This is a genomic window from Actinomyces oricola, assembly GCF_004104015.1.
Taxonomy (GTDB): Bacteria; Actinomycetota; Actinomycetes; order Actinomycetales; family Actinomycetaceae; genus Actinomyces; species Actinomyces oricola.
Genome location: NZ_RYFV01000004.1, coordinates 54,669 through 73,385, shown reverse-complemented (window position 1 = coordinate 73,385; position 18,717 = coordinate 54,669). Strand labels below are relative to the sequence as shown.

Annotated in this window: 16 protein-coding genes and 3 tRNA genes; 14 read left to right on the top strand and 5 right to left on the bottom strand. The window is 70.0% G+C overall.

What is annotated here, in order from left to right; all coding sequences use genetic code 11:
- The first annotated feature begins 1 nt into the window (after window position 1).
- Together EUC46_RS02695 and EUC46_RS02690 are read left to right on the top strand one after the other, a co-directional pair.
- Window positions 2-862: a carbohydrate ABC transporter permease gene (locus tag EUC46_RS02695; RefSeq protein ID WP_164918732.1), complete on the top strand. Its 861-nt coding sequence runs from the start codon at window positions 2-4 to the stop codon at window positions 860-862.
- A complete protein-coding gene (locus EUC46_RS02690; RefSeq protein WP_128772654.1) occupies window positions 862-2,550 on the top strand; it encodes an MGH1-like glycoside hydrolase domain-containing protein in 1,689 nt (562 codons plus the stop codon). The genes EUC46_RS02695 and EUC46_RS02690 overlap by 1 nt, the downstream gene beginning before the upstream one ends.
- On the opposite strand, the gene EUC46_RS02685 is transcribed toward EUC46_RS02690, so the two are convergent.
- Window positions 2,542-3,591: a LacI family DNA-binding transcriptional regulator gene (locus EUC46_RS02685; RefSeq protein ID WP_164918731.1), complete on the bottom strand. Its 1,050-nt coding sequence runs from the start codon at window positions 3,589-3,591 to the stop codon at window positions 2,542-2,544. The two genes, EUC46_RS02690 and EUC46_RS02685, sit on opposite strands and share 9 nt — an antisense overlap.
- Before the next feature lie 75 nt (window positions 3,592-3,666).
- Between EUC46_RS02685 and EUC46_RS02680 the strand changes: the two genes are divergently transcribed.
- The 7 genes from EUC46_RS02680 (at window position 3,667) to EUC46_RS02650 (ending at window position 9,327) form a co-directional block, all read left to right on the top strand.
- Window positions 3,667-6,882, top strand: coding sequence for a glycoside hydrolase family 2 TIM barrel-domain containing protein (locus EUC46_RS02680; RefSeq protein ID WP_128772652.1), 3,216 nt, complete (start codon window positions 3,667-3,669; stop codon window positions 6,880-6,882).
- Entirely contained in the window at window positions 6,879-7,337 is a 459-nt protein-coding gene (locus EUC46_RS02675; protein ID WP_128772651.1) for a NanQ anomerase/TabA/YiaL family protein, read from the top strand. The genes EUC46_RS02680 and EUC46_RS02675 overlap by 4 nt, the downstream gene beginning before the upstream one ends.
- Window positions 7,338-7,640: 303 nt before the next feature.
- Window positions 7,641-7,722, top strand: a tRNA-Tyr gene (locus EUC46_RS02670).
- A 113-nt stretch (window positions 7,723-7,835) separates the two neighbouring features.
- Window positions 7,836-7,908: transfer RNA gene (locus EUC46_RS02665), tRNA-Thr, on the top strand.
- A 41-nt stretch (window positions 7,909-7,949) separates the two neighbouring features.
- Window positions 7,950-8,023: transfer RNA gene (locus EUC46_RS02660), tRNA-Met, on the top strand.
- A gap of 57 nt (window positions 8,024-8,080) precedes the next feature.
- Window positions 8,081-8,251 carry a 50S ribosomal protein L33 gene (gene rpmG, locus EUC46_RS02655; RefSeq protein WP_026426483.1) on the top strand — a complete coding sequence of 57 codons (171 nt, stop codon included), beginning with the start codon at window positions 8,081-8,083 and terminating at the stop codon, window positions 8,249-8,251.
- Between the two features lie 38 nt (window positions 8,252-8,289).
- The gene (locus EUC46_RS02650; protein WP_128772650.1) at window positions 8,290-9,327 is read left to right on the top strand and encodes a MaoC/PaaZ C-terminal domain-containing protein; all 1,038 of its coding nucleotides are present in this window, start codon (window positions 8,290-8,292) and stop codon (window positions 9,325-9,327) included.
- Between the two features lie 89 nt (window positions 9,328-9,416).
- Here EUC46_RS02650 and EUC46_RS02645 read toward each other — a convergent pair whose 3' ends face one another.
- Window positions 9,417-10,052, bottom strand: a complete 636-nt coding sequence (locus tag EUC46_RS02645; protein ID WP_128772649.1) for a Maf family protein — start codon at window positions 10,050-10,052, stop codon at window positions 9,417-9,419.
- A gap of 223 nt (window positions 10,053-10,275) precedes the next feature.
- Between EUC46_RS02645 and EUC46_RS02640 the strand changes: the two genes are divergently transcribed.
- The 4 genes from EUC46_RS02640 (at window position 10,276) to EUC46_RS02625 (ending at window position 14,370) form a co-directional block, all read left to right on the top strand.
- The gene (locus tag EUC46_RS02640) at window positions 10,276-11,199 is read left to right on the top strand and encodes a biotin--[acetyl-CoA-carboxylase] ligase (RefSeq protein ID WP_128772648.1); all 924 of its coding nucleotides are present in this window, start codon (window positions 10,276-10,278) and stop codon (window positions 11,197-11,199) included.
- 88 nt (window positions 11,200-11,287) lie between these two features.
- A complete protein-coding gene (locus EUC46_RS02635; protein ID WP_421701092.1) occupies window positions 11,288-12,412 on the top strand; it encodes an adenylate/guanylate cyclase domain-containing protein in 1,125 nt (374 codons plus the stop codon).
- 103 nt (window positions 12,413-12,515) lie between these two features.
- Entirely contained in the window at window positions 12,516-13,187 is a 672-nt protein-coding gene (locus EUC46_RS02630; protein WP_128772646.1) for a response regulator transcription factor, read from the top strand.
- Window positions 13,188-13,293: 106 nt separating this feature from the next.
- Window positions 13,294-14,370 (top strand): sensor histidine kinase, encoded by a 1,077-nt coding sequence (locus tag EUC46_RS02625; RefSeq protein ID WP_128772645.1) that lies wholly within the window; start codon window positions 13,294-13,296, stop codon window positions 14,368-14,370.
- Between the two features lie 154 nt (window positions 14,371-14,524).
- Here EUC46_RS02625 and EUC46_RS02620 read toward each other — a convergent pair whose 3' ends face one another.
- The 3 genes from EUC46_RS02620 to EUC46_RS02610 all read right to left on the bottom strand — a co-directional run bounded on the left by EUC46_RS02620 (window position 14,525) and on the right by EUC46_RS02610 (window position 17,102).
- A complete protein-coding gene (locus tag EUC46_RS02620; protein ID WP_206645869.1) occupies window positions 14,525-15,253 on the bottom strand; it encodes a DedA family protein in 729 nt (242 codons plus the stop codon).
- Between the two features lie 80 nt (window positions 15,254-15,333).
- Complete coding sequence (locus EUC46_RS02615) at window positions 15,334-15,819, bottom strand: GtrA family protein (RefSeq protein ID WP_128772730.1); 486 nt, start codon at window positions 15,817-15,819, stop codon at window positions 15,334-15,336.
- A 149-nt stretch (window positions 15,820-15,968) separates the two neighbouring features.
- Entirely contained in the window at window positions 15,969-17,102 is a 1,134-nt protein-coding gene (locus tag EUC46_RS02610) for a hypothetical protein (RefSeq protein WP_338324458.1), read from the bottom strand.
- A gap of 241 nt (window positions 17,103-17,343) precedes the next feature.
- Between EUC46_RS02610 and EUC46_RS02605 the strand changes: the two genes are divergently transcribed.
- On the top strand, window positions 17,344-18,699 hold the full coding sequence (locus tag EUC46_RS02605; RefSeq protein ID WP_128772643.1) for a 5-(carboxyamino)imidazole ribonucleotide synthase: 1,356 nt from the start codon (window positions 17,344-17,346) through the stop codon (window positions 18,697-18,699).
- The last annotated feature ends 18 nt before the right edge of the window (window positions 18,700-18,717 follow it).

Genomic DNA, 18,717 nt, shown 5'->3' with positions numbered 1-18,717 from the left:
CATGCCGAGCACCACTGCGCCCCTGGCCGCCGCCCGCCGCCTGCTCCCCACGGCCCTGCGCCACCTCGTGCTCCTGACCATATCCCTGAGCATGGTGGGGCCCTTCATCTGGATGATCCTCTCAGGATTCAAGGGGACTCCCCAGATCCTGGCCGACCCCACGAGCCTGATTCCCGACCCCTGGGTGCCGGGCAACTTCACCGACGCCTGGAACGCCCTGCCCTTTGGCCGCGCCTACCTCAATAGCGGCTACATTATGGTCCTCTCGGTGGCGGGCACGGTGCTGACGTCCGCCCTGGCCGGGTACGCCTTCGCCCGCATCGAGTTCCGCGGGGCGAACCTCCTGTTCGGGCTTTTCCTGCTCATGCAGATGGTTCCCATGCAGGTCACCCTGGTCCCCTTCTATTTCCTCATGGCCCGGCTCGGCTGGGTGGATTCCCATCTGGCAATCATTGTGCCGGCCATGCTGGTCAACCCCTTCGGGGTCTTCCTCATGCGCCAGTTCATCCGCCAGATTCCACGCGAGCTGGAGGACGCCGCACTCATCGACGGCTGCGGGCGCTGGAAAACCTTCTTCTTCATTATCCTGCCCAATATCCGCCCGGCCCTGGGCGCCCTGGCCATCATTGCGGCCCTGGACTCCTGGAACAATTTCCTGCTGCCCCTCATTGTCCTCAATACCACGGACCTGTTCACCGTCCCCCTGCTGCTCTCACAGTTCGAGGGGCAGTACGGGGGCCTCAACCAGGGGCTCATTATGGCGGCCACCACCATTTCCACCATCCCCATGCTCCTCATCTTCCTGCTCGCCCAGCGGCAGATTATGAGCAGCCTGGCCACCTCGGGACTGGGGGGCCGGTAATGGGCGCATCGAGCCGTGAAACCATCCGGGCGGCCATCGCCTCGCACATTGACCTCGACGAGGTTCCTTTCACCGCGCCCGGCTCCCGCCTGCTGATTCGGGCAGACGATCAGGGGCTGTCCATCCATGAGGCCCGCTATGAGGTGCCCCTGGAGGAGAGCACCCTGCTGCGGGGATTGACTGTGCGCGACGCCACCGGGCGCCCGCAGGCGTGGCATATTCCCGACCCGGCCAGGATCACCTGGGGTCAGGACGGCCCCACCCTGGTCATAAGCCCCCAGGGACAGGTGATCATTGGCCACCTGCCCGCCCACTGGACCGTGTCCTGGGTCCCGGGGCCGCTGGCCCCCACCATGGAGATGGAAGGCGCGATCCGCCTGCCCAGCAGGCAGACCGTGGTGCGCACCTGCCTGCCGCAGGCGTCCGTGCGCCTGCATTCCAGCGGATCAACGGGGGTGGCGCACAGCCTGGACGAGGACATGACGGCCTCCCTGCGCCGCTTCGACGAATGGATGGGGCGCTGCCCCCGCGTCCTGCCGGAGCATCAGGACATGACCTGGCTGTGCTGGTGGGTGCTGGGAGTCAACACCGTGCACCTGGAGGGCAGGGGCCGCGTCGTCGTGCCCTCCAAGATCGGCTACGTGGGCCTGTGGCAGTGGGACGCCTACTTCATTGCCATTGGACTGCGCCACGGAGACGTCGACCTGGCGGCCGAGCAGTTGCGCATAGCGCTGGGCCACCAGCTGCCCAACGGCCAGCTCCCCGACGTCGTCCATGAGGCCGGGGTCCTGACCTCCAGCGGTGACCTGCCGGAGTCGGACCAGGAGACCCTGCGGGCCCTGGGCACCTCCACCGACCACCTGGGGCCGGTGCCCCTGACCAAGCCGCCGCTGGCGGCCCTGGCGGTGGAGGCGGTCGCCCAGGTCCACCCAGGGGACCTGGTCTCCGAGCTCTCCCCGGCGATACGGTGCTGCCAGGAGTGGTGGTTCAGCCACTGCGACCCGCAGGGCCGGGGAGTCCCGTGCTACCTGCACCCCTACTCCTCGGGCCTGGACGACTCGCCCGTCTTCGCGGCCGGCACCCCGCTGGAGTCCCCGGACCTGACGGCCTACCTCAGCGTGCAAGACACAATCCTGGCCCGCTGGGCGCGCGAGCGCGGTCATACCGCTGCGGCCGACCGCCACGAGGCGCGCTCGCGGGCTCTGCGCGACAGGCTGGCCCGCCAGTTGGACCCCGCCACCGGTTTCATCCCCGCCACCGGCCCGGCCGGGCCCTGCGCCCACCTCACCATTGTCTCCCTCATGCCCCTGCTCGTCCCCGGCCTGGACCCGGCGCTGCGCGCCGGCCTGCTCTCCCTGCTCGATTCCGCCCACGCTTTTGGGATCAGGACCCCGGTGCCGACCGTGGCCCGCACCGATCCCGCGTTCGACGCCGAGCGCATGTGGCGCGGACCGGTGTGGGTCAACACGAACTGGCTCGTGGCTCACGGCCTGCGCACCCAGGGGCGGGCCCCCCGGGCCGAGGCCCTGGAGGCGGCCACGCTCAAGCTCGTCATTGAGGCCGGGGGGCCCGCGGAGTACTTCGACCCGCTGACTCGTCGGCGCCCGCCGGGAGCCACCACGTGCTTCGCCTGGAGCGCCGCGCTCTTCGTGGACATGGCGGTCTCGGCCCGGCGCCGGTCAGCCTGACAGGCGGGTAACCAGGTGCATGGGCAGAACAATGGTGCGGGGCTCGTCCCCCTCCAGCAGCTCCAGGGCGAGCTCGACCGCCACACCCCCCTCATGGCGCAGCGGCTGCTCGACGGTGGTCAGCGGGGGGAGCGTCCGACGGGACACGGCGTGGTTGTCGAAGCCGATGACCGCGACATCCTCGGGGACCGCGAGTCCGGCCTCGGCCAGCGCCCGCAGGGCGCCACGGGCGATCCGGTCGGACCCGGCCAGGACGACGTCGATTCTCACCCCGCGCGCCAGCGCCCCTCCCACGCAGGCCCAGCCATGATCCTCATCCCAGCCGCCGAAGTGGACCCGCTCTTCCACGGACTCGCCCGCCACCGCCGTGTAGACGGACAGGTACCCCTCGACGCGCTCGGTGGAGGCGGGGTTGTTCCGGGGGCCGACGACGATCAGGGGCCGGGTTCGGCCCTGCTGCGCGGCGTGACGGGCGGCCAATCGCGCCCCCAGGATGTCGTCGGAGAACACCGAGGAGAACCCCAGCCTCGTGGCGGACTCGAAGCGGCCCACGACGACGGTGGGGCAGCCCTGCTGCGCCAACTGGGCCAAGAGGCCCTCGTCAATATAGGGGGTCAGGTGAATGACCGCATCCACGCCGCCCCGGCGCAGGAACTCCATCGCCTTGTGGCGCTCGGCCTCCGAGGAGGCCTGCAACAGGATCGGGACCAGGGGGGTGTCCACAAGGCGGTCGTAGACGCCGCGCAGCACGGTGGCGAAGGTGGGGTCGATGTGGACCTCGTCGAAGGGCTCGGTAATGATCACGCCGATTGCGCCCGCGCGCCCTGTTGCCAGCGACTTGGCCTGCCAGGACTCGGTGTAGCCCACTGAGCCAATGGCCCTCTGCACTGCGGCGCGTGTGTCCGGGGAGACGCGCGCTGATTCGTTGAGGACCCGGGAGACCGTCGCCTTGGACACCCCCGCCAGGCGTGCGACATCGGCGATGGTGGGGCGGCCGCCTGCCGAGCCGGCCGCGCCGCCCTCGACGTGGTCCTGATCCATGCCATGAATCGTAATGAACATCCCCAACCTCTGTGAGAATCTGTCGGCGCCGCGTCGGCGCCGGGAACTGGGACTATGAAGACTCTTCCGCTCCATCCAGGCCGCGCTCGCAAGACCCCCGCCCGCTTCTGGGAGGATCCCTCGCGCACGGGCAGCGGGCGCCTGCCCGCCCGCGCCTATTTCTTCGGCTATGCGGACGCCGGCGAGGCGAGCGCCATGGACCGCACGACCTCCCTGGGCTTCATGAGCCTGTCCGGACAGTGGCGCTTCAAGCTCTTCGACGGTCCGCTGCGGGTGGATCCCGGAGCCCACGCGGTCTTCCACCCTCAGTGGGATGAGGTCACGGTCCCCCACATGTGGCAACTCGACGGGTACGGGCGGCCCGCCTACACCGACGAGGGCTACCCCTTCCCGGTGGACCCTCCCCATGTCCCCCACGACACCCCGACGGGCGTCTACCAGCGTCGGGTGAGGCACGCCCCCGCCCCGGGACGGCGCACCATACTGCGCCTGGACGGGGCCGAGAGCCTCGTGGTCGTCCACGTCAACGGGCGGCGAATCGGCTGGTCCAAAGGATCGCGCCTGGCCGCCGAGTTCGACCTCACCGAGGACCTGCGCCCGGGCGAGAACCTGCTATCCCTCGCGGTCCTGCAATACTGCGACGCCACCTACCTGGAGGACCAGGACATGTGGTGGGCCTCGGGGATCTTCCGGGACCTCTACCTCCTGGACCGCCCGCAGGGCGGATTGCGCGACCTGACGATTACGACCCCCCGGCGCGAGGGCGGGCATCTGCTGGACGTCGCCGCCCGCCTGGGTGACCCGGGAACCCGCGTGACTTGGCGCCTGACGCACCACGGGCGGCTTCTGGGCTCGGGGGCGGCCGAGCAGGAGGGGGACTCGGCCCGGATCCGCGCCACCGTCCCCGACGCCCCGGCATGGAACCCGGAGGACCCGCAACTGTGCCTGCTGGTACTCACCTTGCGCGCCGCGGATGGGACGGTTCTCGAACACGTGCCCCACCGCGTGGGATTCCGTGAGATCAGCGTGGAGGACGGGCTGCTGCGGCTCAATGGGGCGCCCTTCACCATGCACGGCGTTAACCGCCACGACTTTGACGACGGGCGCGGACGCGCGGTGGGGATGGGCAGGGTCTACCGCGACCTGCTCATAATGAAGGCGCACAACATTAACGCCGTGCGGACCTCCCATTACCCGAACGACCCGCGCTTCTATGAGATGTGTGACGAGCTGGGCCTGTTCGTCCTGGCCGAAACCGACCTGGAGACCCATGGATTCGCCCTCCTGGGCGACATTAGCGCGCTCTCGGAGAACCCGGAGTGGGAGACGGCGTACGTGGACCGCATAGAGAGGCATGTGGTGGCGCAACGCAACCACGCCTGCATTGTCATGTGGTCGCTGGGCAATGAATCGGGCTTCGGATGCAACTTCCGCGCCGCATGCGCCCGCGCCAAGGAACTGGATCCCACGCGCCCGATCCACTACGAGGAGGACCGGGATGCGGAGGTTGTGGACGTGGTCTCAACCATGTACAGCCGGGTGTCGCAGATGAACGACTTCGGTGAGCACCCCCATCCCAAGCCCCGGATCCTGTGCGAGTACGCGCACGCCATGGGCAATGGTCCAGGGGGGTTGACGGAGTACCAGGAGGTCTTCGACCGGTACCCCTCGATCCAGGGTCACTTCCTGTGGGAGTGGTGTGATCACGGGCTGCGCGCCGAGCGCCCCGACGGCTCGCGGACATGGCTCTACGGCGGCGACTTCGGGGACTACCCCAACAACGCCAACTTCTGCATCGATGGGCTCGTCTTCCCCTGGCAGGAGCCCAGCCCGGGGCTGGTGGAGTACAAACAGGTGATCGCCCCAGTGGTCATTGAAGCCGATGACCGGGAGGCTCCAGGAACAGCGGTGGGAGCGCTGCGGGTGCGCACGCGCCTGTACTTCACCGACACGCGGGGCTACAGCCTGCACGCCATTCTCAGGGCCAACGGTGAGGCCGTCTGGGACAGGCGCCTGCCCTGCCCGATCGTGGCGCCCGGGAGCCGCGCCCCCTTGACGATCGACTGCCCCCGCGCGCGCGGAGAGTCATTCCTGGAGATCCACGTCCACCGCGACGAGGCCACGCCGTGGGCGTCCAGCGGGAGCGAGGTGGCCGTCTACCAGTTCCCGGCCGACGGCGTCGGGGCCAGGGGCGCGTCGACGTCCGGCCGGCTCGGCCAGTTCAGCCTGGGCGGTGCGCGACATGGCGCGGCCGAGGACCTCGGGGAGGTCGAGGCCAAGGGCGCCCCCGTCCAACTGGAGCCGGCACCACCGGTGCATCTGAGGCAGACCGGTGAGGCGCTTGTCCTCACCGCCCGACCAGCACCCGGGCAGGAGGGGACCGGCAGCGAGGTGAGGATTGACGCGGTCGACGGGCGCCTTGCGTCATGGCGGGCCCACGGGCGCGAGCTCGTGGCCAAGCCCCCGGAGGTCTCCCTGTGGAAACCCGTCATAGACAACCACCGCCGTGAGGCGGACGGGCTGTGGCGGCCCCATCTCCTGGACGCCATGCGGATGGCGACCCGCAGCGTGCGGACCGGGCGCCACGCGGACGGCTCCGTGAGTCTCATAACCCAGCAGCGACTCGCCCCGCCCTCGCTGGGGATTGGGGTGCGGCTGAGTGCGGACCTGAACCTCAGACCCGATGGGAGCCTGCGGGTGCAGGTCGATGGCGAGCCGGAGGGTGGCTACCGGGACCTGGTCCCCCGCATTGGGATCGAGGTGGGGCTGCCGGCGGACCTCACCGCGGTGGAGTACTACGGCCGCGGCCCCGGGGAGAACTACCCTGATTCCCGCAGCGCCTCCATTGTCGCCCGATGGTCCACGACGGTGGAGCAGATGCGCGTGCCCTACGTGCGCCCCCAGGACTACGGCAACCGTGAGGACGTGCGCTGGTTCGCCCTGCGCCGCTCCGATGGGTCGGGGTTGATGGCCTACGGCGAAGGGGATCTCATAAGCGCCGCCGCCTGGCCCTTCACCACCGCTGAACTCGAGGGGGCCCAGCACCTGCACGAACTGCCCGCGCACTCCACGGCGGTGACGCTGCACCTCAACTGTCGCGTTTTGGGCCTGGGATCGAACTCCTGGGGGGCGGAGGTGCTGGACTCCTACCGCGTGCGCCTGGAGCCCTTCTCCTTCGCCGTCGTCCTCGTGCCGCTCGGCGCCGGGGAGGACCCCGGTCAAGTTTGGGCCCTAAGGGCGGCCGGCGCCGGGAAGGGGGGCTTGAAATGAGGGTCTTCGCCTCACTGGAGGAGATGGTGCAAGCAGGGCATGGCGAGCCGCGGTGGAGGCTGGCGGCCCAGGCGATTAGGGACGCCCCGGATCTCGCCCCGGGTGTCGCCTACAGCCGGGGCGACTCGGTGACCTTCTGGCGAGAGCTGGGGCCGATGCGCGACGAGGACTGCTTCGTGGCGCACCGACGCTACCTGGAAGTCATCCATGTGCTGTGCGGGCGCCTGGAGGTGCAGTGCGCCCCCGTGGCCGCACTGCACCCCGTGTGCGACTACCGGGACAGCACGGACCGTGAACGCCTGGAGGGCGCCGGAGCGAGGGAAGGGGTGCCCGCAGGGGCCACCGCCGTGGTCGCGATCAATGAAGGTGTGCGCCGCATGGCCTCCCCCGGCGCCATTGTCGTGACTGCGCACGTCACGGTGGAGGGCGCGACCGGATCCCCGCCCACCCCATAAGGCCATCAGGCAATTTAGGCAATTTAGGCAATAGGGCCATGAGGCGCGGGCTCTCGTACACGGACCGCGCCCCGTGCGCGCGGCGCAGTCCTTGGGTGGCCGAAGCCCCGGTGGGCGGCAGGTTGCCCGCGCCCCGCGCGCGGTGCAGTCCTCCGGGGGCTCCCGGGAGGCTAATGCCGCCCGCGTCGGCGCGCTTCGCCTGGTGTGAGCAGGGTCCTACAGGTGGGATTGGCGCGGGTCGTCACTGGCTTGCTATTCTTCCACGGCGCCAAGCGATGGCTCGTCAGGGCCGGAGTGGCGCACGGCGGGTTGCCCGAGCGGCCAATGGGAGCTGACTGTAAATCAGCCGCGGAATGCTACGGGGGTTCGAATCCCTCACCCGCCACGGCGGCCGCCTCGTGCGGTCGAGGCCACCCCCTGGGGTGGACCCGCAGTGAGCGAAGCCACGGCGGACTGGATTGCTCCGGCAGTTCGGATCTGCCTAGGATTCGGCTCGTTGCCCCGATAGCTCAGTAGGCAGAGCGTCTCCATGGTAAGGAGAAGGTCAAGGGTTCGATTCCCTTTCGGGGCTCGCGCACATACGGGGCTGGAAGGCCCCTCTCGTGCTCATATGGCGAGGTAGCTCAGCTGGTTAGAGCGCACGACTCATAATCGTGAGGTCGAGGGTTCGAGTCCCTCCCCCGCTACGCAAGATTTCGAGCAAAGTACCCCGCCTGCTCGAGGATCAATCAGAGGAGACTCACGTGGCCAGCAAGTCCGCTGACGTTCGCCCTAAGATCACTCTGGCATGCTCGGAGTGCAAAGAGCGCAACTACATCACCAAGAAGAACCGCCGCAATACCCCAGACCGGCTCGCGATCTCAAAGTTCTGCTCCCGCTGCGGCAAGCACACCGAGCACCGCGAGACCCGCTGAGCCCCGCGACATCCATGACCTCCCGACGGCGTCGGGACATGAACGCAAGCCCCGTCGGCCCGTGGTCGTCGGGGCTTCGCCGCGCCCCCGTCCCGGGCCACGGCTCCCTCCCCGACGACGGGCCCGCCGGTCTTATTCACACCAGCCCCAGGAGGCGGGAAAGCCGTGCCAGCGGCAGCGGAAGCAGCGGGACCAGCCCGGTCGACAGCGCCGGCCGCGCTGACGGTGCTGACTGTGCTGACGGTGCCGGCCGTCCTGACAGTGCCGGCCGTGCCGACGGTGGGGTCGGCGCGGACCCCGCCGATGGGCCCGGCGCCCCCATGGGCGCCCGAGGCCCGTTGGGCGGGGTGGACGCCGCCGCCCTGACAAGGGCCCTCACCCCACTCCTGGACCCAGTGCTGGGGGAGGAGGCGCACCGGGCGGCCAATCGGGCGTCCGCAGCGATCCTCCCCGCCGTGGAGGCCCTGGGGCGCCTGCGCGGCGAACCGGGCCTGACCCCGTGGGACGGGCTGGTCCACCGGCGCTGCCTGGTGACACCCGGTGAAGACGGGTCGGCCACAGCGCAACCCGGGGTCAGGATCACACGGCTGAAACGCGCCGGCTGGGAGATCACGACCGCCCGCACGACACTGCGCCGGGCCACGGGAAACCTCAGCGTCACCCACGAACTGGCCCGCGCCCTGAGCTCCCCGGCGGCCACAGGGCCCCGGGCTCGGGCGGATGAGGCGCACGGAGGCCCACTGACATCCTCAGACCGCCTGCTGCATCTGGGGCGCCCCCAGGTGGCGGCGTGGGCCCGGGCCAGTGGGGACGACAATGCCCTCCACCTGGAGCCGGGCGCCGCCAGGCGGGCCGGGCTGGCGGCCGCCGGCCATGAGGTCGTCGCCCACGGGCTCATGCTGGCGGCCCTGTCCCTGGCCCTCGTCCCGCCGGGGCCGACGGGCGCCTACGACATGCGCTTCACCGCGCCACTGCCGGTACCGGGGCGGCCAGGGGGCGCCCCGGTGAGCATGGTCGTGGACACCGTGGGCGGGGACGTGCGGCACGGGGGGCGAACCGTCCTGCGGCGCCGATGAGGCCCATGCCCGGACAAGGCTCATGCCGGCTGAGGCTCATGCCCGGCCTGGCCACAGAAGACTCCCTGCGCGCCACCCGGCCCGCCGGGTCAGTCCCGCGCCCACAGGGCCGTCCAACGCACCCCGAGCCCGGCCAGCAATCTGCGCAGCAGCGGCAGGGACAGGCCCACAACCCCATGCGGGTCCCCATCAACGCCCTCAATGAACGCCCCTCCCAGGCCGTCAATGGTGAACGCCCCCGCGCACCACAACGGCTCCCCCGTGGCAATGTAGGCGTCGATCTCCTCCAACGTCGGGCATCCGAAGCGCACCACGGTCGAGGACACCCCCAGGGCCCGCTCCCCGTCTTCGGTGCGCACCAGGGCGTGACCCGAGTGCAGAACCCCGCTGCGCCCGCGCATTGCCAGCCAGCATTCGCGGGCCCGCTCAGGGGTGCGGGGCTTGCCCACCGCCCGGCCGTCGATCTCCAGCATGGAATCGCAGCCCACCACCACCTCGGCCTCTGTCGGCAGCGTGCGGGCCGCCACCTCGCCCGCCTTGGCCAGGGCCAACTCCTGGACCTGCTCCGCCGGCCCCGGGGCGGGGCGGCCCTCCTGGACCCGGCTCGACGCCAGGGCGGCCAGGACGGCCGCCTCATCCACGGTCGAAACCCGGACCAGAGGGTCAACGCCTGCGGCGCGCAAGGTGGCCAGGCGGCCGGGAGACTTCGAGGCCAGGCAGATCACCCCTCCACTTTAACCGGCCCGCGCCGCCGGCCCGCGGTGACTGATCCGGCCGCCGGCCCGCGGTGACTGATCCGCGCCGTCGGCCCGGGCCCTTGAGGTCCGGGCCGTGGCGGGGGTGCGGCCCGGACCCGGCCCGCCGCCGCCCGCGCCCTTGGGGCCCGGGGCCGGTTCGAATCCGGAGTCAATCCCCGAACTTCCGCCACAGCGCCTTTAGGCTCGGCCCATGAGCCCCCAGGAGACCCCCGCAGCACTGAGCCGCCTGGTCACCGTGGAGCGCACCGGCTCCACCAATGAGGACCTGCGCCGAGCCCTGACCGACACAACCGGGGCCCTCAATCCCGCCGGCGCCGCCGCCTGGCCCCACCTGTCCGCCCTGCGCGCCCTCCACCAAACCGCGGGGAGAGGACGGGCGGGCCGCGTGTGGCGCACTCCCGCCCAAGGCGCGCTGACCGTCTCCTTCGTGCTGCGGCCCCTGGTCCCCACCGCCCGCCTGGACTGGCTGCCGCTGCTGGCGGGGCTGGCAGTGTGCGACGCCCTGGCTCCTCTCCTGAGAGGAACCGACTGGGAGGTGGGCACCAAGTGGCCCAATGATGTCGTCACCATTCCGGTCTCATTCCCAGTCGGTGAAGGGGCGGGTGCCACCGCCAAGACCGCGGACGTCCCCGGTTGGGGACGCACTCGCAAGCTCGCCGGGATCCTGACTGAACTCATCGCCCCCGCCCTGGGGCCGGCTGCACGGGCGCCGCGGCGACGCGAGGAGGCGCCCGTCGTCGTCCTGGGCGTCGGGGTCAATATCGCTCAGCCCATCCAGGATCTTCCCGTCCCCTGGGCCGCCTCACTGGCCTCCCTGGGTGTCGAGGCCGCGTCGGGCGAGGTGCTCAGTGTCCTGGCCGACGCCCTCGCCGCCGTCGTGGGGCAGTGGGAGAGCGCGCAGGGCGACCCGGACGCCGGGGCCGGTGCTCTAGGGCGGCGGCTGCGAGAGGCCTGCACCACCCTGGGTCAGCAGGTCAGTGTTACTACGCCGGCCGGGGAGTGCACCGGTTTGGCCGTGGACCTGCGTCCCGGGCTGGTGCTGAGCGCTGACGGCGGGAGGCCCCTCACCACGGTGAGCGCCGGTGAGGTGAGCCTGCTGCGCGCACTGCCCTGAGAAGCCGGCGACCGGGCGTTATGGGTAGGTTTTCCGCCACCGGGCGCCCCAGTAAGCGTTTGGCTGTGACGTGCGCTACTCTGTCGCGGTGAGTGACGTACAGATACCCCTGGAGGAAGCGAAGAAGAAGTACACGACTGCCGTAGCCCCCGATGGCACCGCCCTGCCCGAGCCGGATGACTGGGCCACCGTCACCGGGCACGAGCGGCTGCTTCTGGGCGGCGATCCTGAGCTTGCGCTGCGGCAGGTCGCTGAGCGCGCCGGTACCAGCCTGGAACTGGCGTGCCGCTTCTGGCGGGCCATGGGCTTTGCTGACGTCTCCGTCGACTTGGTGCGCTTCACTGACGCCGACGTGCAGGCCCTGCGCGGCGTGGCCGAGCTCATTGACGAGAACGACGACGGGAAGCCCTCCACCAGCGCCCCCGGCGGCGGCCTGGGCGCCGCCAGCGTTATGGAGCTCCTGCGCGCCCAGTCCTACACCATGGACCGTCTGGTGCTGTGGCAGTTCGAGACGGTCGTGGCTGACATTTCCCAGCGCCTCCACCTCGACGACACCTCCGCTCGGCTGGTGGCCCTGGACCACATTGACGAGATGATCGATTCACTGTCGGCCCAACTGACCTACGTGTGGCGCCGTCACCTGGCCTCCCTCATTGGGCGCACCAACGGGGAGGTGGCGCAGCGCGGCCGGGAGGAGGCCGGGCCCGACATGTATCCGCTGACCCGCTCCCTGGGCTTCGTTGACATTGTCTCCTTCACCCAGCGCGCCCAGACCATGGGGCGCCGGGAGCTATCCACCATGCTGGAGGATTTCGAGTCCAAGGCCCGCGACGTGGTGACCTCCCGGGGCGCCCGCGTGGTCAAGACCATTGGTGACGCCGTCATGTACATCTCCGATGACCTGACCATTGCCGCCGATGTCGTGACCGCCCTGGTCGCTGAACTCCAGTCGGGGCCGGAGACCATGCGAGTGCGCGCCAGTCTTGTCGAGGGGCGCGTGGTCTCCCGCTCCGGGGACGTCTTCGGCCCCACCGTCAACCTCGCCTCCAGGCTGGTTGACACTGCCGAACCGGGGGGTATTCGCATGGACGAGCCCACCGCCCGGGCCCTGCAGGACACCCCCGCCTCCTCCCTGTACCGGGTGCGCCGGTGCCACGAGGTGGTCGCCAAGGGGCTGGGGTCCATTACGCCGTGGTCCCTGGAAAGGGCATGATCCGTGGGGTCGGTGGCATTGGGGTAGCGCCCGGCCGGCATTGCACCGGTTTCAGGCTCGAGGAGGATGGCGGCGGGCGATCTCGTCGCATACCATCACCAGTGTGACCACTGTGCTTCTCGTTGAAGATGACCCGGCTATCTCCGAGCCGCTCGCTCGCGCCTTCGGCCGCGAGGGCTACGAGGTGCGCGCCCACGGCACTGGCAAAGGAGCCTTGGAGGAGGTGTCTGAGGCGGACATTATCGTTCTGGACCTCGGGCTGCCCGACATGGACGGTTTGGACGTCTCCCGCCAGGTGCGCGCCCAGGGTCTGACTACCCCAATCCTCATGCTCACCGCGCGCAGCGAGGAGACCGATCTGGTTGTCGGCCTGGACGCCGGCGCGGACGACTACGTCACCAAGCCCTTCCGCCTGGCCGAGCTTTTGGCCCGGGTGCGCGCCCAGGTGCGCCGCGCCTCCGGAGAGGCCGCCGAGGACGAGCTCAGCGTGGGGGATATCCGCGTCGATGTGGCCGAGCACCGCGCCTTCGTCGGCTCCCGCGAACTCCAGCTCACCGTCCGCGAGTTCGAGCTCCTGAGGGTTCTCGTGCGCGGGGGCGGCGGCGTCGTCGCCACCGACGACGTTCTCAAAGAGGTCTGGGGTGAGGACCCCACCGGTACCGTGCAGACCCTGGAGATGCACGTCACCTGGCTGCGCCGCAAGCTGGGCGACGACGTCGACGCCCCCGCACTTCTGGTCGCCCAGGGCGACGGTTACCGGATTGTCATCGACTGAGCCCCCGCACGGGCCCGTCAACCCGAAGCGGAGTGGTGCCCCGGCCTCGCGCTTCCGAGAGCCGGGGCACCGCTGTCCCCGACTATGAACAAGAGGAGGAGTCGCCATGCGCCGCCGGGCTATGCAGATGACCATGGTGGCCGTTCTGGTGTCCGTGGTGGTGCTGGGCCTGCCCCTGGGGTGCGCGTGGGTAATCCTGTCGCTGCGCTCCGCTTCCACCGCGGATCATGCACGGATTGTGTTAATGGTCGTGGCCACTATTGTGGGGCTCGCCGGCATAGCGGTGATCGCCGGTGCCGTCGTGGCCGCCAAGGTTTCCCGCCGGATCTCGGCACCCCTGATTTACCTGGCCGCCGAGGCCGAGCAGCTCGGCAGTGGGCAGGTCCGCCCCCGACTGCGCAGCTCGGGCATTGAGGAGATCGACCTGGTCCAGGCCGAGCTCGTGCGCAGTGCCGAACGGGTTGCTGGGCGCCTGGCCGCTGAGCGGCAGTTCGCCTCCGACGCCTCTCACCAACTGCGCACCCCCCTGACCAGCTTGTCCCTGCGCCTGGAGGAGATCGAGTTCCTGTCCGATCAGGAGGAGGTGCGTGAGGAGGCGCGCGCCTGCATTGAGCAGGTTGAGCGTCTCACCAGCGTGGTTGAGGACCTGCTCAAGGTCTCCCGACGCACCGGTGGGGGCTCGACCGAGGCGGTGCGCCTGGAGGACGTTTTCGCCCAACAGCGCGAGGAGTGGGAGCCGGCCTTCGCCGCCGCCGGGCGCACTATCACATTGAGTGATGACGTGAACCGGCCGGTCCTGGCCACCCCCGGCTCCCTGGCCCAGGAACTGGCCACCGTCATTGAGAACTCCCTGCGCTACGGCGCCGGGGACACCACCGTGAGCGTGCGCACCGCCAACGCCGGTCATGGCGTCTTCATCGATGTCGCCGACGAGGGCCCCGGCGTTGCGGACGACATCGCCCCCAATATTTTCGAGCGCCATGTTTCGGGGCACGGCTCAACCGGGGTGGGGCTGGCCTTGGCCAAGGCGCTGGTGGAGGCCGACGGCGGGCGCATTGAGCTCACCCAGCGCCGTCCCCCGGTCTTCTCCATTCTGCTCAACTCGGTGCCCAAGTCCCTGGACCCCGACAATGTCCTGCCCAAGGGCGCCCTGGTGACGGTGGGTCGACGACGCCGGTTCTGAACCGGTCCTGAAAAGGCGGCTGTCCGAACTCAAGGAGCCCGGGGAGGCCGCCGGCTAGTCGCGTGAGAAAGAGCGGAACCCCGGATGGGGGTCCGGCGACGGCGGAGGCCCGCGACCGGTGGGGGCGCGGGCCCCGGTGTTGCGCGTTTGACACTCAGGCCCGGTTGGACTCGGGGACTGCCCGGTCGGACTCGGGGGCTGTGCGCGATGAACGGCGCTCCTGGACGGCGTGAATGATCATGGGGGTGATGGAGACGAAGACGATCGCCAGGATCATGAAGTCGATGTTCTCCTGGATCCAGGTGATCGACCCCAGGAACCAGCCCAGCCAGGTAATGCCGAAGGCCCACAGAGTCGCGCCCAGCAGGTTGAACCCGAAGAAGTGGCGGTAGTGCATCTTGCCCACGCCCGCCATCACCGGGGTGAAAGTGCGCACAATCGGCACGAATTGGGCCAGAGTTACGGCCTTGCCGCCGTGCTTCGCGAAGAATGCGCTGGTGCGCTCCACGTACTCCTGCTTGAAGAACCTGGAGTCGGGCTTATTGAAGACCGCGGGGCCGGCCTTGCTGCCAATGAGGTAACCGGTCTGGTTGCCCGCGATGGCCGCCAGCCACACGGCGGGCGCCGCCAGCCAGATGGGAACCCCCACCACCCCGGTGCCCACGAACATGCCCAGGGTGAACAGCAGGGAGTCCCCCGGCAGGAAGAAGCCGACGAGCAGGCCGGTCTCGGCGAAGATGACGAACATGACGCCGACCACCGCCCAGGGGCCGACCCACCCAACAAAGGCGTTAATGATATTTACCGGGTCGAGCCACTCGGGGCCCAATGTCGGCGCGGGCAGGGCGGGCAATGCGGCGAGGGCCGAGGTCAGTGCGGTCACCGCGCCAGGGTAGGGACAGCAGCGGGCCCGGTGCCATGAGTACGCCCTCAGCACTCATGTGGGATCGGGCACGTGCACGCTCAGGTGGACCGGGGGGCGGGCTTCTTGGGGCGGCCGGTGAACACGATGTAGTGGTAGAAGAGGAAGCGGAAGGCGGTGGCCAGGCCGAACCCCACCACATAGGCGGCAATATTGTCCGCCAGAACACTGGTCAGCCCCAGAACGTGGTGGGTGAACAGCAGGCAGAGCTGGGTAATGACGATGCCCCCCACATTTGCGGAGGCGAAAAGCAGGCCCTCACGGGCGGTGTTGTCCTGGGTGCGGCCCTGGTACGTCCACCGGCGGTTGACCACCCAGGAGAAGACGGTGGCCGTTGTCGCCGCCAGCGCCTGCGCCGTGTTCGGGTGGCCGGCGAGGATCCCGGTAGGACCGTGCTGGAGGAGGTTGAACAACCCCCAGTCCAGCACGAAGGCCAATGCCCCAACCAGGCCGAACTGGAGGAATTCGCGTACCCATGCCACTGCGCGCCTGCGGAGCGTCAGTGTCACAGGTGATTGTCCGGACATATGGTAGGCTTTAAGGTGCGGTTGGGTCACGGGCCCGATCCTACGGGCGCGCCGCCAGTAATGTCTTGGGATGTCTTGGGGAGGGCTGCCCCATCGCTTTGGTGTCTCTTCGGCGCCCGCCCGATTCGGGCCGGAATCGGCCCGGGGCCTCACGGAACCCAGTTAATGGCTATAGAGGCGTCCCACACCCAGCTCACCCAGAACAACTGCCCCATGACCCCGCCGGCCGCCAGCGCCAGGCGGCCCCGTAGGCCGCGTACGCAGCCGGCCGCCGCCCACGCCGCCGGGGCCAACGGCAACAGGAGGCGCAGCAGTGAGCTGGTCGGGTCGAAGAACGCCAGCAGGTACAGGACGTAGGCCAGGCACCAGAACCACGGCGCCGGCCCCAGCCGGCGCAGGGCCGGGGCGGAGAGCATGAGGGCCGCCAGCACCAGGACCATGGCCACCAGGATGAGGCTCAAATGCGCCCCCACCCACCACTGGCCCCGAATGAGCCAGGGCACGAAGGGCGCCAGGGAACCGGATCGCCATGAGGTCTCGGTGGCGGTGTATGCGTCGGCCCTGCCCGTGGCCGCCCAGGCAATGGCGGGCCAGGCCAGGGCGCTGAGGCAGGCCAGGAGAGTGAGAATCAGGAGGTGCAGGCGCTGAGCGGCCGTCAGGCGCCGGGTGCCGGGCAGTAGGGCGGAGGTCCACGACTCGGGAAGTACGCCGCGTGCGCAGGTGGTCTCCCACGCCCACCACAGGCCCAGTGCTGCCGCCAGCGGCACCCCAATGGGGCGGGAGAAGGCCGCCAGCGCCACCAGCGGCACGCACATGAGGAAACGGTGGCGCCCCGCCTGCCACAGGACCAGGGCGGTGAGGAGCAGCCCCAGGGACTCGGCGTAGGGAACCTGGAGAATGGCGGCGCACGGCGAGGACCACACCAGGGCCACCGCCCAGGCCGAGGCCGTGGGCCCCACGCGGGGGGACAGCCACCGGTCCATGGCCAGTGCCGCCCCCGCACTGGCTGCGATCGCCACCAGTGCGGCACAGACGTAGAAGGACCAGCCGGTCCAGGTCAGCAGGCCGGCGAGCATGGGCAGTAGCGGCATGAATGCCCAGGAATTCTGTGCCACCGTGCCATTAAGGCCCACCGGCAGTACCACGGGGTAGCCCTCCCGATGAATCCGCGCATACCAGCCCGAATCCCAGAAGCTCAGGTGCTCGCTCCACGACGGTGCCGCCGGCGCCCAAACATTGGCGGGGGTGTCCTGCGCCCCCAACCGCAGGATCGCGAAACTCACCGCAGTGCACGCGCCCCACACCGCCAGGATGAGCACTGCACGGGGGAGACGACGGGCCGCGGACGCGGCCCCCGCCCTCACGAGTCCCGCAGGTTGCGCCGATTCTGGGGCGCTATTGGGGGACTGGATGGCGGCACCCCCCGACTCCGGGGCGGGTGGAGAAAGGGCCGGCGACGGAGCAGGGGGAGGTACCGGGGCTTCAGACACGACGCCTAGCCTACGAGGCCGGTAGCCTGGGGTGGTGAGCGCATCGATTGTCGCCGTCATTGGGGGCGGCCAGTTGGCCCGCATGATGCAGGAGGAGGCCAGTGCGCTGGGGATCCGCCTGCGGACCCTGGTTGAGGCCGCCGACGGATCTGCGGCACAAGTCACGGTCGACGCCCCGGTGGGCCGCGCCGACGACGAGGCCGCTGTTCGTCGGCTCGTTCAGGGGTGCGATGGCCGTGAGGGTGCGGCTGCGGCCCCCCGACTCCAGGCGACAGAGCCCGCCAGTGTCCTCACCTTCGAACACGAGCACCAGGACTCCTCGCTCCTGGCCCGCCTCCGGGCCGAGGGGGTTAGCGTCCAGCCCCCGCCGGAGGCCCTGCTCCTGGCCCGGGACAAGCTCGCCATGCGCCGGGCCCTGGACAGGGCCTCCCTCCCGCAGCCCGCCTGGATGGAGGTCAGCGGCAGCGTCGAGCAGATGCGCCGGCAAGTGCGGGACTTCGCCGGCAAGTACTCCTGGCCGGTGGTGCTCAAGACCCCGCGCGGCGGCTACGACGGTCACGGCGTGCTCCTGGTGCACGGCGCCGAGGAGCTGGTCGACGGCGAGGCCGCCCAGTGGATTGCGGCAGCCGGCACCGCCTCGATGGGTGCGGCGGGCGCTCAAGTGGACCAAGCGGATACGGTCCCGCGGGCCGGAGGGGGTGGCTCCCTCGGGGGTGGCGCCGTCACCAGCCTGCTCCTTGAGCAGGCCGTCGCCTTCACCCGCGAACTGTCCGTACTCCTGGCCCGCACCCCCTCGGGTCAGGTGGCGGCGTGGCCCGTCACTCAGACGGTGCAGTCCGGTGGCATGTGCGCCGAGGTGCTCGCTCCCGCCCCCCACTTGAGCGCTGAGGCCTCAGCCCGGGCCCAGCGCATTGGTCGGACCGTGGCCGATCGCTTCGGGGTCACCGGCGTGCTCGCCGTCGAACTATTCGCCGTGGAGCATCCCGGTGAACCCGCCAGGCTGTTCGTCAACGAATTGGCCATGCGCCCCCACAACTCCGGGCACTGGACCCAGGACGGCTGCGTGACCAGCCAGTTCGCCCAGCACGTGCGCGCGGTCCTGGACCTGCCCCTGGGGTCGACGGAGCCCACCGCCCCGGCCACGGTCATGGTCAACCTGATCGGCGGGGCCCATCAACCCGGTCCCGACGCCCTGAGACGGGCCATGGCCCTGGAGCCGGGCGCCCGCATCCATCTCTACGGCAAGAGCCACCGACCCGGGCGCAAGCTCGGCCACGTGAATATGACTGCCGGCCCCGGCCAGGACCTTCAGGAGGCGCTCCAGCGCGCCCGCGCCGTCGTCGCCATTCTGCGCGGAGACGCCTCCGCCCCTGCACCGGATCCGCACTGACGCCGAGCACCCCGAACA

What these genes read in the sequence shown, in the direction of transcription:
- EUC46_RS02685 (WP_164918731.1), bottom strand. Translation starts at nt 3,591, where the DNA reads ATGGATCAGGACCACGTCGAGGGCGGCGCGGCCGGCTCGGCAGGCGGC.
- EUC46_RS02695 (WP_164918732.1), top strand. Translation starts at nt 2, where the DNA reads ATGCCGAGCACCACTGCGCCCCTGGCCGCCGCCCGCCGCCTGCTCCCC.
- EUC46_RS02640 (WP_128772648.1), top strand. Translation starts at nt 10,276, where the DNA reads ATGAGCCCCCAGGAGACCCCCGCAGCACTGAGCCGCCTGGTCACCGTG.
- EUC46_RS02625 (WP_128772645.1), top strand. Translation starts at nt 13,294, where the DNA reads ATGCGCCGCCGGGCTATGCAGATGACCATGGTGGCCGTTCTGGTGTCC.
- EUC46_RS02680 (WP_128772652.1), top strand. Translation starts at nt 3,667, where the DNA reads ATGAAGACTCTTCCGCTCCATCCAGGCCGCGCTCGCAAGACCCCCGCC.
- EUC46_RS02650 (WP_128772650.1), top strand. Translation starts at nt 8,290, where the DNA reads ATGAACGCAAGCCCCGTCGGCCCGTGGTCGTCGGGGCTTCGCCGCGCC.
- EUC46_RS02615 (WP_128772730.1), bottom strand. Translation starts at nt 15,819, where the DNA reads ATGTCCGGACAATCACCTGTGACACTGACGCTCCGCAGGCGCGCAGTG.
- EUC46_RS02675 (WP_128772651.1), top strand. Translation starts at nt 6,879, where the DNA reads ATGAGGGTCTTCGCCTCACTGGAGGAGATGGTGCAAGCAGGGCATGGC.
- EUC46_RS02690 (WP_128772654.1), top strand. Translation starts at nt 862, where the DNA reads ATGGGCGCATCGAGCCGTGAAACCATCCGGGCGGCCATCGCCTCGCAC.